Source organism: Pseudomonas sp. TE3910 (genome assembly GCF_056279025.1).
Window position 1 is genome coordinate 4,087,267 of sequence record NZ_JBWBQN010000001.1, and the last position, 13,490, is coordinate 4,100,756.

At 60.1% G+C, this 13,490-nt stretch carries 10 protein-coding genes and 1 pseudogene; 5 read left to right on the forward strand and 6 right to left on the reverse strand.

Features of this window, described 5'->3' with window-relative positions:
- Entirely contained in the window at window positions 1-879 is an 879-nt protein-coding gene (locus tag ACZ9H3_RS18625) for a DMT family transporter (protein ID WP_099773479.1), read from the forward strand.
- A gap of 6 nt (window positions 880-885) precedes the next feature.
- Here the strand turns inward: ACZ9H3_RS18625 and ACZ9H3_RS18630 are convergent, their stop codons facing one another.
- Window positions 886-2,226 (reverse strand): MFS transporter, encoded by a 1,341-nt coding sequence (locus ACZ9H3_RS18630; protein WP_065759294.1) that lies wholly within the window; start codon window positions 2,224-2,226, stop codon window positions 886-888.
- Between the two features lie 302 nt (window positions 2,227-2,528).
- On the opposite strand from ACZ9H3_RS18630, the pseudogene quiC reads away from it, so the two are divergent.
- Together quiC and ACZ9H3_RS18640 are read left to right on the forward strand one after the other, a co-directional pair.
- Window positions 2,529-4,437 (forward strand): annotated as a pseudogene (gene quiC / locus ACZ9H3_RS18635) (3-dehydroshikimate dehydratase QuiC).
- 76 nt (window positions 4,438-4,513) lie between these two features.
- Complete coding sequence (locus ACZ9H3_RS18640; protein WP_476221919.1) at window positions 4,514-5,182, forward strand: TetR/AcrR family transcriptional regulator; 669 nt, start codon at window positions 4,514-4,516, stop codon at window positions 5,180-5,182.
- Between the two features lie 37 nt (window positions 5,183-5,219).
- Here ACZ9H3_RS18640 and ACZ9H3_RS18645 read toward each other — a convergent pair whose 3' ends face one another.
- Both ACZ9H3_RS18645 and aroQ read right to left on the reverse strand, forming a co-directional pair.
- On the reverse strand, window positions 5,220-6,074 hold the full coding sequence (locus ACZ9H3_RS18645) for a shikimate dehydrogenase (RefSeq protein WP_476221921.1): 855 nt from the start codon (window positions 6,072-6,074) through the stop codon (window positions 5,220-5,222).
- On the reverse strand, window positions 6,071-6,526 hold the full coding sequence (gene aroQ, locus ACZ9H3_RS18650) for a type II 3-dehydroquinate dehydratase (protein WP_065759290.1): 456 nt from the start codon (window positions 6,524-6,526) through the stop codon (window positions 6,071-6,073). The genes ACZ9H3_RS18645 and aroQ overlap by 4 nt, the downstream gene beginning before the upstream one ends.
- A 167-nt stretch (window positions 6,527-6,693) precedes the next feature.
- Here aroQ and ACZ9H3_RS18655 point away from each other — a divergent pair, with 167 nt between their 5' ends.
- Window positions 6,694-7,860 carry an alkaline phosphatase family protein gene (locus ACZ9H3_RS18655; RefSeq protein ID WP_476221923.1) on the forward strand — a complete coding sequence of 389 codons (1,167 nt, stop codon included), beginning with the start codon at window positions 6,694-6,696 and terminating at the stop codon, window positions 7,858-7,860.
- A 27-nt stretch (window positions 7,861-7,887) separates the two neighbouring features.
- Here ACZ9H3_RS18655 and trmA read toward each other — a convergent pair whose 3' ends face one another.
- The 3 genes from trmA to ACZ9H3_RS18670 all read right to left on the reverse strand — a co-directional run bounded on the left by trmA (window position 7,888) and on the right by ACZ9H3_RS18670 (window position 11,689).
- Entirely contained in the window at window positions 7,888-8,973 is a 1,086-nt protein-coding gene (gene trmA / locus ACZ9H3_RS18660; protein WP_476221925.1) for a tRNA (uridine(54)-C5)-methyltransferase TrmA, read from the reverse strand.
- Window positions 8,970-10,265, reverse strand: coding sequence for an NCS2 family permease (locus ACZ9H3_RS18665; protein ID WP_099773482.1), 1,296 nt, complete (start codon window positions 10,263-10,265; stop codon window positions 8,970-8,972). The genes trmA and ACZ9H3_RS18665 overlap by 4 nt, the downstream gene beginning before the upstream one ends.
- Window positions 10,266-10,459: 194 nt before the next feature.
- Entirely contained in the window at window positions 10,460-11,689 is a 1,230-nt protein-coding gene (locus ACZ9H3_RS18670) for an MFS transporter (protein WP_476221928.1), read from the reverse strand.
- A gap of 358 nt (window positions 11,690-12,047) precedes the next feature.
- Between ACZ9H3_RS18670 and ACZ9H3_RS18675 the strand changes: the two genes are divergently transcribed.
- A complete protein-coding gene (locus ACZ9H3_RS18675) occupies window positions 12,048-13,487 on the forward strand; it encodes a cytochrome ubiquinol oxidase subunit I (protein ID WP_476221930.1) in 1,440 nt (479 codons plus the stop codon).
- Window positions 13,488-13,490 lie beyond the last annotated feature (3 nt).

Here is a 13,490-nt window from a genome sequence, read left to right on the forward strand (position 1 = left end):
ATGACCCGTCCCGCTGCATTAGGTGATGTCACTCGGCCGTTGAAAGGTATTGTTTTGATTGTGGTGGCGACGTTTCTGTTCGCCAGTCACGATGCTTTGTCGAAGTACCTTTCAGGGTTTTACCCGATTCTATGGGTCGTGTGGGCTCGCTACCTGGTTCATACCCTGTTGATGATGGCCATTTTCCTGCCGCAGTCGGGGCTGCGCCTGTTGCGCACGCGTCGACCGGCGCTGCAGGCGCTACGGGCGCTGTGTCTGCTGGCGACCAGCCTGCTGTTCACCACGGCACTGCAGTTCATCCCGCTGGCCGAAGCGACTGCGGTGAACTTCCTGGCTCCTTTGCTGGTGACGGCGCTGTCTGTGCCGTTGCTGGGGGAGCAGGTTTCCCGAGGGCAATGGCTGGCCGTTCTGGTCAGTTTTGTCGGGGTGTTGGTGATCGTTCATCCGGGAGGCAATCTGTTTACGCCTGCGGTGTTGTTACCGTTCTGTTCGGCGCTGGGTTTTTGCTTCTATCAATTGCTGACGCGCAAGCTCAGTGAAGTCGACAGCCCTAGCGCCAGTAACTTCTTTACCGGTGTCGTGAACACGTTGGTGATGAGTGCGTTGGTGCCTTTCTTCTGGCACACGCCAACCTGGGAGCATGCTGCGCTGGCCGTGGTGCTTGGCGCGTTCGGAATGATTGCGCACCTGTTCCTGACCCAGGCGTTCAGGCATGCAGCACCGGCCATGCTGGCTCCGTTCAGCTACTGCCAGGTGGTGTTTGCGGGCGTATTGGGGTTTGTTCTGTTCGGACACAGCCCGGACAAGGCCGGGCTGGTGGGGATTGCACTGATATGCCTGAGCGGGCTGTGCGCTGCGTGGTTGCAGCGCAAACCCTAGATGCCCTTAGTCAGTGACGGTAGGGATCTTGCGTGGAGCCATGAAGTACATCCACAGCAGGGCGCAGAAGTACATGGCGGGGATCATGGTGAACAGTACGGTGTAGTTGTTTTGGGTGACGGTCAGAACGTAGCCCACCAACTGCGTCATGAACATGCCGCCGATGGCTGCACACATGCCGCCGAAGCCGAACACCGTGCTCATCATGTGCTTCGGTGTGTAGTCCATCACCAGGCTCCAGATGTTGGCCGTCCAGGCCTGGTGTGCGGCGATGGCCAGGGAGATGGCCAGTACCGCGACCCACAGGCTGCTGGCGCCCGCGGCGAAGATCACGCTGACGATGGTGCCGGCGAACAGCAGCATCGAGAGCAACCGCGCCTTGATGGGGGCCATGCCGCGACCAATCAGGAACGAAGACAGGATGCCGCCACCGACACTGCCGAAGTCGGCACTCAGGTAAATCACGATCAACGGAATACCCATTTGGGTCACGTTGATGCCCAGGCTGTACTGCTGATTGAGAAACGGTGGCAGCCAGTACAGATAGAACCAGAACACTGGCGCGGTCAGAGAGTAGGCCAGGGCAAAGGCCCAGGTGCCACGCATGCGCAGGATACGAGAGAACGGCACGCGGGCTTGTTCAGGCTCGGTAGCATTCTGGATGTAGGCCAGTTCGGCTTGGCTGACTGTCGGGTGGTTTTCCGGGTTGAAGTACTTCAGCGCCCAGAATGTCACCCAGACCAGCCCGAGCATGGCCATCGCGATAAATGCAGCCTGCCAACCCCAGACGCTCAGGATCAGTGGCAGTAGCATCGGCGTGAGCATTGCCCCCACGTTGGTGCCGGCATTGAAGATGCCGGTAGCAACGGCGCGTTCGCCAGCCGGGAACCACAGGCGTGTGGTCTTGACGCAGGCCGGGTAGTTGGCCGCCTCGGTCAGGCCGAGGATGAACCGGCAGACCATGAAGCCGACAGCAGAGGTCGCCAGGCCATGTGCGCCTGTCGCGATACTCCAGAGGAGTACGGCGCAGAAGAACACTCGCTTGACGCCGACCCGGTCAATCAGCCGTCCTTGCAGGACGAAACCGATGGCGTAGCCCACCTGGAACCAGAAGTTGATGTTGGCGTAGTCCATCGCTGTCCAGCTCATTTCCTTGGCCAGGATGGGCTGCATGACACCGAGGGCGGCGCGGTCGATGTAGTTCAGTGTGGTGGCGAAGAACACGAGGGCGAGCATGTACCAGCGGGTCTTGCCCACGGCCATGGCGCCACGAATCTTGTCGCCGATACCAGCATGCGGGGTGTTGCCCAGAGGCTGGGCCGAACGGGAGCTTTGTGTGTGGATCATTGTGGGTTACCCGTATTTTTTATGTTTATGGTCAAGCCAGGGTATTGGGTGACGCGCGGCGGTCGCCGAAGTACGCGGCGGTCGATTGATTGGCAGTGGTCGAGAAGCTTTTGGCTTTTTGAGCACGACTGCCCCGTGACGAAATGGTGCGCTACTGCCCGAAAATGGGTCAATTCGTCGAATGCTAATTTGTTCGATAATCGAACACAAAACTAACCAGTTCGTACCTTTTGTGTTGAGCTGCTAAAGTGGGTTGCCAATAATTCGTTCATTGCGCCATGCCTGCCTATCGGAGCCAGAAAATGCAGCGTTCGATTGCCACCGTATCCTTGAGCGGTACCCTGCCGGAAAAACTTGAAGCGATTGCCGCCGCCGGTTTCGATGGCGTCGAAATATTCGAAAATGACCTGCTCTACTACGCCGGCAGCCCTCGCGAGATTCGTCAGCGATGCGCTGATTTGGGGCTCGCGATCACGCTGTTTCAGCCGTTTCGGGACTTTGAAGGGTGCCGCCCGCGATCGCCTGGCGCGCAACCTGGACAGGGCCGAGCGCAAGTTCGACCTGATGCAGGAACTGGGCACCGACCTGGTGCTGGTCTGCAGTAACGTTGCCAGTGACTCGTTGGGCGAGCGGCAGATACTGGTCGATGACCTGCGGCTGCTGGCCGAACGTGCGGGGGCTCGTGGCCTGCGTATCGGCTATGAGGCGCTGGCCTGGGGCCGCCACGTCAATACCTGGGAGCAAGTCTGGGATATCGTCAGGGAGGCCGATCATGCCAGCCTGGGGATGATTCTCGACAGTTTCCATACCCTGTCGCTCAAGGGCGACCCACGGGGTATTGCGCAGGTGCCGGGCGAGAAGATTTTCTTCGTGCAGATGGCCGACGCGCCAATCCTGGCCATGGATGTGCTGGAGTGGAGCCGTCATTTCCGCTGCTTCCCTGGGCAAGGTGAATTTGATTTGCCGGGGTTTCTTGCTCCGATTCTTTCGACAGGGTATCGCGGTCCGCTGTCGCTGGAGATCTTCAACGATGGCTTCCGGGCTGCGCCGCCACGGGCCAATGCGGCCGATGGCTTGCGTTCGCTGTTGTACCTGGAAGAGAAGACGCGGCTGTTGCTTGAGCAGTCTGGCCCGTTGCCGGATGACAACCTGCTGTTCACGCCGCCAGCGGCCAGTGCCTACGACGGCATCGAGTTTCTTGAGTTCGCGGTGGATGACGCACTGGGCGCCAAACTCTCGCATTGGCTGGAGCGCCTTGGGTTTACTAAGGCCGGTGAACACCGTTCGAAGAATGTCAGCCTGCTGCGTCAGGGCGATATCAACCTGATCCTCAATGCCGAGCCTTACTCCTTTGCGCACAACTTTTTCGAGAGCCATGGGCCTTCGCTCTGCGCTACGGCCATTCGAGTAAAAGACAGCACGCAAGCGCTGGCACGGGCGGTGGCGTATCACGGGCAGCCTTACCGCGGCCTGGTAGGCCCCAACGAGCGCGAGTTGGCGGCGGTGCGTGCGCCCGATGGCAGCCTGATCTATCTGGTCGACCAGGATGCCGAAGGGCGGACTATCTACGACACTGATTTCAGCCTGGTGCAGCAACCTGCCACGTCCCTGGGCCTGACCCGTATCGATCATATGGCGCTGGCGCTGCCGGCCGATGGCCTGGACAGTTGGGCGCTGTTTTACAAGAGCCTGCTGGACTTCAGTGCCGATGACGAGGTCGTGCTGCCCGACCCTTACGGCCTGGTCAAGAGCCGTGCGCTGCGCAGCCGTTGCAGTTCGATCCGCTTGCCCTTGAACATCTCGGAGAACCGTAATACCGCGATCTCCCATGCCCTGTCGCATTACCGTGGTTCGGGCGTGCATCACATTGCGTTCGATTGTGATGACATCTTTGCCGCAGTGAAGCAGGCCAAGGAAGCCGGTGTTGCCCTGCTCGACATCCCGCTCAACTATTATGACGATCTGGCCGCACGCTTTGACTTCGATGACGAGTTCCTCAGCGAACTGGCCTATTACAACGTGCTGTACGACCGTGATGCTCAGGGCGGCGAGCTGTTTCACGTGTACACCCAGCCATTTGAAGAGCGTTTCTTCTTCGAAGTGCTGCAACGACGCAACGGATACAGTGGCTACGGTGCGGCCAACGTAGCGGTGCGTTTGGCGGCGATGGCCAAGGCACGCAGCGGCAGCCAGGCACAAGTTAAACTTTAGGGGAACAGGCTTCGACTTCCTTCTCAGGCATGCGGGCCTCATAATCACGATGTTCACAGATGGCCATGAGTCCCGTATGACGACAACCCCAGCACTTTGCGCCGCCCCTACCGAGGCGGTGCGCAGAAGCCGCAAGAACAACCCTGAAAAGACGCGGGAGAGCATTCTTCAGGCGGCAATCTGCGAGTTTGTCCAGCAGGGGCTCGCAGGGGCCAGGGTCGATGCGATTGCCGAGCGCACGCATACCTCGAAGCGCATGATCTACTACTACTTCAGCAGCAAGGAGCAGTTGTACATCGAAGTGCTGGAGAAGCTCTACGGCGACATTCGCAGCACGGAAAGCAGTTTGCACCTGGCGGAGCTGGAGCCGCGTCAGGGCATTCGTCGGTTGGTCGAGTTCACCTTCGATCACCACGACCGCAATGTCGACTTTGTGCGAATCGTCTGTAACGAAAACATGCACCACGGTGACTACGTCAAACGCTCATCGGCCATCAGCTCGATGAACAAGACGGTGCTGATGGCGCTGGATGAGATTCTGCGCCGCGGTGCTGCTGAAGGGCTTTTCCGCCAAGGCCTGGAAGCCCTCGACGTGCATTTGCTGATCAGTTCGTTCTGTTTCTATCGGGTCTCGAACCGACATACGTTCGGTGAGATCTTCCAGGTCGATTTCGAGGACAGCGCATTGAAAGCGCGCCACCGCGAAATGATTTGCGAGTCGGTGCTGCGCTACCTGCAGGCATGAGCCAGGTGCCGCTGCCGTTTGGCAGCGGCTACACGGATCAGTTCTGAAAACTGCTGAAGTGCTCGATCATCCGCTGGGCATCGGCCGGTACGCCGCTGAACAGCTCAAACGCCTTGACTGCCTGAAACACGGCCATCGTTCCGCCATTCAGTGTCTGGCAACCCAGCGCTCGAGCTTCGCGAAGCAACTCGGTCTCCAGTGGGAAATACACGATTTCAGCTACCCACAGGTTGCTGCGCAGCAGCGCTTTGGGCACCGGCATGCCGGGTAGTTTGGCCATGCCCATCGGCGTGGTGTTGACCAGGCCGTCGGCCTCTGCCATTGCCGCTTCCAGGTCATGCCCAACACGAGCGGGAGCTCCGGGGAAATGCTGGTTGAGGTTATCCACCAGCGCCTGGGCTCGCGCGGCCTCGACGTCGAAGATGACCAGTTGCGCAACGCCTTCGCCCAGCAAGGCATGAGCCACTGCGGCGCCAGCGCCGCCAGCACCCATCTGCACCACCAGCCGACGTTGTACACCTGTGAGGCCACGACGAAACCCTTCGGCAAAGCCCAGGCAGTCGGTGTTGTGGCCGATGCGTTTGCCGTCCTTGAGCAGCACGGTGTTGACCGCACCAATGCCCCGTGCCTCTGGCGACAGTTCGTCGAGCAGCGGCAAGATGGCCTGTTTGCACGGGAAGGTGATGTTCAGCCCGGTGAAGCCCATGTGCTCGGCGGCTGTCAGCAGTTCTTCAAGGGCACTGCTGTCGAGCTTCAAGACGTCAAGGTCGATCAGGCGATAGAGGTAGTTAAGACCTTGTGCCGCCCCTTCATGCTCATGCAGTGCAGGGGTGCGTGAAGCCTGGATGCCGGCGCCGATCAGGCCGGCGAGAACGCTGGGTTTACGGTTCATGCCGATTGCTCCTGAGTCGACAGCCATTGAGCGAGATGCTCCAGTGCCAGGCGGTAGCCGTTGATGCCGAAACCGCAGAGCACGGCAACAGCAATGGACGAGACATAGCTGTGATGGCGGAACGACTCACGGGCATGCACGTTGGAAATGTGTACTTCGATAACCGGAAGCTCCACGGCTACCAAGGCGTCGCGGATGGCGACTGACGTGTGGGTCCAGGCTGCCGGATTGATCACGATGGCCGCATATCGACCACGGGCCTGGTGAATCCAGTCGAGTAGTTCGCCTTCATGGTTGGTTTGGCGAAAATCGACTTCCAGCCCCAGTTGGGCGGCACTGCGGCTGCACAGGGCGGACACATCAGCCAGGGTTTCGCGGCCATAGGTAGCCGGCTCTCGGGTGCCTAACAGGTTGAGGTTGGGACCATTGAGGACCAGGACGGTACGACTCATCGGTGGGCTCCGTTGTTGTTCTTGAGTGAGGAAACGCTGTCTCGAGCAAATTGTACTAACTGGTTAATTTGGTCAATTGGCGAGAGCCGGGTCGGCGCTTTTTCTGTTCGCTGATCGAACAGGGTGTGCTAAACCTGTTGTTTAACAACCTGACCACGGAGGGAAATATGGCGGTGCAGAGGGAAGAGAGGCCGTCACTGGAGGCGACCTGGCCGGGGCTTGCTCACCTCACCCAGTCGATTCTGGCGTCATTGGGGGGGAGGGCGTTCAACAACACCTTCAGGTTGGAGGCGGCTTCGGCAACCTGCCTGTTGTTGATCGACGGTCTGGGGTGGCACTTGCTGCACGAGCATGCGCACCGAGCACCATTTCTCGCTGCGTTGATGCGCCCTGACGGGTGTTTTCGCGTCGGCTTTCCTGCGACTACCGCGACCAGCCTGGCCTCTATCACTTCGGGCCTGGCCAGTGGCGCCCACGGAATCGTGGGTTGCAGTTTTGCCCTTGATGCGCAGACGGCGCTGTCTCCGCTGACCTGGAGCAGTTCGGCGCTGCAGGGGGAGGGCGCATGCAGCCCTGTACCTGCGCCCGACGATTTCATCGTTCCGCGCATGGCCTGGTCAAAGGCGGCAGAGCAGGGGATCGCCATCAGTACGCTGATGCTTGGTCGCTACGCCACATCGGACTTTTCCAGAGCGATCTACCGTGCTGGCGAGATACTTCCGGCAGCGGCATACGAAGCTTATCCGGCATTGGTGCGCAAGGCCCTCGAGGTAGAGCGTCCGGCCTTGTGTTTCGCTTATTTCGGTGACCTGGATTTTGCTGGGCACGTGTATGGGCCGGGCTCCGAGCCGTGGCTCAAACAGCTGGAGATTGCTGACCAATTGGCCCAGTCGATTGCCCTGTACCTGCCCGCAGGTGCCGATCTGAAGGTCATCGCGGACCATGGCATGGTCCGGCTGGACGACGCACAGGTGGTCGATTTCGATGACGATGCAACCCTGCAGCAAGGCGTACATGCCGTGGCTGGGGATATACGGGCGCGTCATGTCTACGTGGCGGAGCATCAGCTGGACCGGGTGCTGGCACGCTGGCAAGAGCGCCTCGGCGACGCCTATACGGTGCTGAGCAAGGCCCAGGCAATCAAGCAGAGTCTGTTCGGTGACGTGGTGCTGAGCGGGGCCGAAGCCCGTATTGGCGACCTGATCGTGATACCCCGTGGGCATGGGGGGATCATTCGCAGTCAGGTGGAGAAGCACGCCAGCCAGTGGTTGGGCCACCATGGCGGGCTGGCTGACGAGGATCAATGGGTGCCCTTGTTGCGGTACACCCCCTGACCCTCTTGCCATCAGGATGGCTGTCGATCAACGTCGTACCAACAACACCCCGCTTTCCATGTGGTGGGTGTAGGGGAACTGGTCGAACAATGCACAGCGCTCGATACGGTGTGTGTCGTGCAACTGGGCGATGTTGGCCGCGAGGGTTTCCGGGTTGCAGGAGATGTACAGGATGTTGTCGAAACGTCGTGTCAACTCGCAGGTATCCGGGTCCATGCCGGCACGCGGAGGATCGACGAAGACGCTGCCAAACTGGTAGCTCTTCAGGTCGATCCCTTCCAGCCGACGGAAGGGGCGCACGTCATTGAGCGCTTCAGTCAGTTCTTCGGCGGACAGGCGCACCAGGCGTACGTTATCCACAGCATTGTCATCGAGGTTGTGCAGGGCGGCATTGACTGACGTCTTGCTGATCTCGGTGGCCAGTACCTTGCGAACCCGGGTAGCCAGCGGCAAGGTGAAGTTACCGTTGCCGCAGTACAGCTCCAGCAGGTCGTCCTGGCGCTCACCCAGCGCGTCATAGGCCCAGTTCAGCATCTTCTGGTTGACCGTGCCGTTGGGTTGGGTGAACGCGCCTTCGGGCTGACGGTAGCGGAAACTGCGTCCAGCCACCTGCAGCTCTTCGACCGCGTAGTCGCGGCCGATTACCACACGCTTGCCCTTGGAGCGACCGATGATGCTTGCATTCAGGTCGTTGGCCAACTGCCGCGCTGCAGCCTCCCAGTGCTCGTCCAATGGCCGGTGATAGCACAGGGTAATCATCGCGTCACCGGCCAGGGTGGTGAGGAACTCCACCTGGAACAGTTTGAAGCTCAAGGCCGAGCTGGCTTGCCAGGCGGCTTTGAGCTTGGGCATCAGTTCGTTGATACGCAGGCTGGCGATCGGGAAGTCTTCGATCAGGATCGGCGTGTGCTTTTCGCCAGGGGCGAACATTGCATAGAAGCGCTGCTCGTTTTCACGCCAGAGGCGGAACTCGGCACGCAGGCGATAGTGCTCGCGCGGTGAGTCGAATACGGCCGGTTCCGGTGCTGCGAAAGGCGCCAGCAACTCGCGCAGGCGAGCGACCTTGGCGTCCAATTGTTGGCTGTAAGTTGCAGGATCGAGGACAGCACTCATGCGTTGAACCAGCCCAGTTTGATGACGAACAGAATCGACAGAATCACCAGCGCCGAATTGACCTCGCGGCCACGGCCAGAGATCAGCTTGATCACCGTCCAGGAAATGAAACCAAAGGCGATGCCGTTGGCAATCGAGTAGGTCAGCGGCATCGCCAGGGCCGTAATGACCACGGGTGCGGCTTCAGTGATGTCGTCCCAGTTTATTTCGGCCAGGCCCGATGCCATCAGTACGGCGACGAACAGCAGCGCTGGCGCCGTAGCATAGGCGGGCACGCTGCCGGCCAACGGTGCAAAGAACAGCGCCAGCAGGAACAGCACGGCGACCACGACTGCTGTCAGCCCGGTACGTCCACCGGCGCTGACGCCAGCGGCCGATTCAATGTAGCTGGTGGTGGTCGAGGTACCCAGCAGCGAACCGGCCATGGCTGCAGTACTGTCGGCGATCAGGGCACGCCCCATCTTCGGCATGTGGCCGTCCTTGCCCATCAGGCCTGCACGTTTGGCAACGCCAATCAGGGTGCCCGAATTGTCGAACAGGTCGACGAACAGGAAGGCAAAGATCACGCTGATCAGGCCAATGTCCAGGGCACCCTTGATATCCAGCTGCAGGAAGGTTGGCGCCAGTGACGGTGGCATCGACATTACCCCACCGAACTCGCTGAAGCCCAGCGTGATGGAGGCCAGGGTGACGGCGAGAATGCCGATCAGTACGGCACCACGCACCTTCAGTGCTTCCAGTGCGACGATCAGAAAGAAGCCCAGGGTGGCGAGTATCGGTGCGGGTTGCTTCAGGTCGCCCAAGCCGACCACGGTTGCTTTGTGGGCGACGACGATGCCAGCGTTGTGCAGGGCGATCAGTGCCAGGAACAGACCGATACCGGCTGCAATCGCCGAGCGCAGCGGCAGCGGGATGCTGTTGACGATCCATTCGCGGATACGAAAAATCGACAGCAGAAAGAACAACACGGCGGAAATGAACACGGCCCCCAGCGCGACTTGCCAGGTGTGGCCCATGTTCAGGACGACGGTGTAGGTAAAGAAGGCGTTCAGGCCCATCCCTGGTGCCAGCGCGATCGGGTAGTTGGCGATCACGCCCATGACGGTCGAGCCGATGGCGGCAGCCAGGCAGGTGGCGACGAAGACCGCGCCTTTGTCCATGCCGGTTTCGCCGAGGATGCTGGGGTTGACGAACAGAATGTAGGCCATCGCCAGGAACGTGGTGACGCCCGCCAGAATTTCGGTGCGCACGTTGGTGTTGTGTGCTTTTAGTTGAAACAGCCTTTCCAGCATGCCTGCTCCCGTGGCGCGCGCTGGCGCCGTGAATGATCGACCCAACTAGCAAAGCACAGACCATACCGGGAGGCTGTGTATTTTCCTTGGGTCGGGAAAAAGCCGCGCATCATACCAGCATGATCGACGAGGAGTAATGCAGATACGCCCATCTTGGGCGCTGGCATGGTATCCGCAGGAAGGCGTGGCGTTGTCTATAAGGGTTTGACCGTGTGCAAGTGATCGCGGCTGGCCAGGCTTGGGAACAGTTTTATCCACAGCCCGGTCACCAGCAGTGTTCCAACACCGCCCATGACCACCGCAGGCACCGTCCCAAACCAGTGCGCTGTCAGCCCCGACTCAAACTCGCCGAGCTGGTTTGAAGCGCCAATGAACAGGCCATTGACGGCGCTGACCCGCCCACGCATTTCATCCGGGGTTTCCAGTTGTACGAACGCTCCGCGAATCACCATGCTGATCATGTCGGCGGCACCCAGTACGGCCAACACCGCCAGTGAGAGCCAGAACGATGTGGACAGGCCGAAGGCGATGGTCGCCACGCCAAATACCCCGACGGCAGTGAACATGATGCGACCGACCTGACGCTCGACCGGAAACCGTGCCAACCACAGCGACATCAGCAAGGCGCCAACGGCGGGGGCGGAGCGCAACAAGCCCAGGCCCCAGGGGCCGGTGAGCAGAATGTCCTTGGCGAACACGGGCAACAGCGCGGTGGCACCGCCCAGCAGTACAGCAAACAGGTCTAATGAGATGGCGCCGAGAATGTCCGGGCGGCTGCGAATGAAGCGGACACCGGCCAGCAGTGACTCCAGGCTGGCGCGACCCTGCGTCAAGGGGCTTTGCTGGGCGCTCAGACCAAGGCTCAGGGCACATGCGATCACGTACAGCAGCACGGTAGGCCCGTACACCCAGACACTGCCGAAGGCGTAGAGAAAACCGCCCAGTGCCGGTGCGACGATGGTTGCCGACTGCATCGCTGAGGCCGATGCCGCCACTGCGCGGGGGAACAACTGTGCGGGCACCACATTTGGCAGCAGCGCCTGGGTTGCCGGCATTTCAAACGAGCGTGCGCTGCCGAGCAGAAAGGCCAGCAGGAAAATCAGCTCGCGGCTGATCGTGCCTGTGCTGCTACCGACCACCAGCGTCAGGGCGATCAGGGCCTGAGCAGCCTGGCAGAAGGCGGCGACACGACGCCGGTCGTAGCGGTCGGCGACATGCCCGGTGTGCAGCATGAACAGCACCCTGGGGGCAAACTCCACCAGGCCGACCAGGCCGAGGTCAAGCACGCTGCCGGTCAATTGATAAAGGTGCCAACCGATGGCCACGGTGAGCATTTGAAAGCCGCTGGCAGTGAACACCCGAGCGAACCAGAAAGCCAGGAAGGGGCGGTGTTGACGGAGCAGTAACGGAGCTTGGGCAGACATGAGCGCAAACGGGCCTGAGCAAGGAGAAGGCGGCCAGCGTAGCACTGCATGTAACAAGAGGTTGCAAGAAAGCCCAAGAGTGGGCGGTTAGCGCACCAAACAGCTACCTCGTAAAGGGGGTGAGGCAACCGGTCACGCGGCAATCGACCACATAACCTGCGCAGGCGTTCGGGACTATTCTGTTTTTCATACGTTGATCTGCGTCAATAGTTGCAGATGCAACGAATCGGCCCCGTGGCCGTAAATCCCTACGATTGCTGTTTCCAGAACAACTCCAATGTGTGGCACTCAATAGCCGTGGGGGCAGTTGGCGCAAAGGCATTCGCCGCGCGCCAGATTACCTGACAGAGGAAGCACTATGTTCGGTTTGGAGGCACTCGATCTCGCCCGAATCCAGTTCGCGTTTACCGTCTCGTTCCATATCCTGTTCCCGGCCATCACCATTGGCCTGGCGAGCTACCTGGCGGTGCTCGAAGGCCTGTGGCTCAAGACTAACAACAGCGTTTACCGCGACCTGTATCACTTCTGGTCGAAGATCTTCGCCGTGAACTTCGGTATGGGTGTGGTATCCGGCCTGGTCATGGCGTACCAGTTCGGCACCAACTGGAGCCGTTTCTCCGATTTCGCCGGGGCCGTCACTGGGCCTTTGCTGACCTACGAGGTATTGACCGCCTTCTTCCTTGAGGCCGGTTTCCTTGGCGTCATGCTCTTCGGCTGGAACCGTGTAGGCCGCGGTCTGCACTTTTTCTCCACCCTCATGGTCGCCCTTGGCACCTTGGTCTCGACCTTCTGGATCCTTGCCTCGAACAGCTGGATGCAGACCCCTCAGGGTTACGAGATCATTGATGGTCGAGTGATTCCGGTGGATTGGCTGGCTGTCATCTTCAACCCATCCTTCCCTTATCGTCTGGCGCACATGGCGACCGCGGCGTTTGTCGCGACGGCATTCTTTGTCGGTGCGTCGGCGGCCTGGCATCTACTGCGTGGGCGCGACAACCCGGCGATCCGCAAGATGCTATCGATGGCCATGTGGATGGCCTTGATCGTCGCGCCGGTTCAAGCGGTTATCGGCGATTTCCATGGATTGAACACCCTCAAGCACCAGCCGGTGAAAATTGCAGCTATTGAAGGGCACTGGGAAAACGTCGGAGACGAGCCGACCCCGTTGATTCTGTTCGGCATCCCCGACATGAAGGCCGAGACTACCCATTTCAAACTGGAGATCCCGGCACTGGGCAGCCTGATCCTGACCCACAGCCTGGATAAACAAGTGCCGGCGATGAAGGAGTTTGCCCCTGAAGACAGGCCGAACTCGACTGTGGTCTTCTGGTCGTTCCGGATCATGGTCGGCCTCGGCATGCTGATGATTGCGGTCGGCCTATGGAGTGTCTGGTTGCGCCTGCGTGGCAGCCTCTACAGTTCGCGGCCATTCCTCTACGTTACCCTGTGGATGGGCCCGTCCGGTTTGATCGCAGTACTCGCCGGGTGGTTCACCACTGAAGTCGGTCGTCAGCCGTGGGTGGTCTATGGCCTGATGCGTACCGCCGACGGTGCGTCGAATCATAGTTACACCCAGTTGGGCGTGACGCTGGTGATGTTCGTGGTGGTGTATTTCGCGCTGTTCGGCGCAGGTTTGGGCTACATGATGCGCCTGGTGCGCAAGGGGCCGAAAACTGACGAAGGCAAGGAAGTCAGCACTGGCGGTCCTGGTCAGCAACGCACACCGGCACGGCCGCTGTCTGCTGCGGGTGACGATAACCACGACGGCGAAAACCTCAGCCTGAACAAGGGGAACTGAATC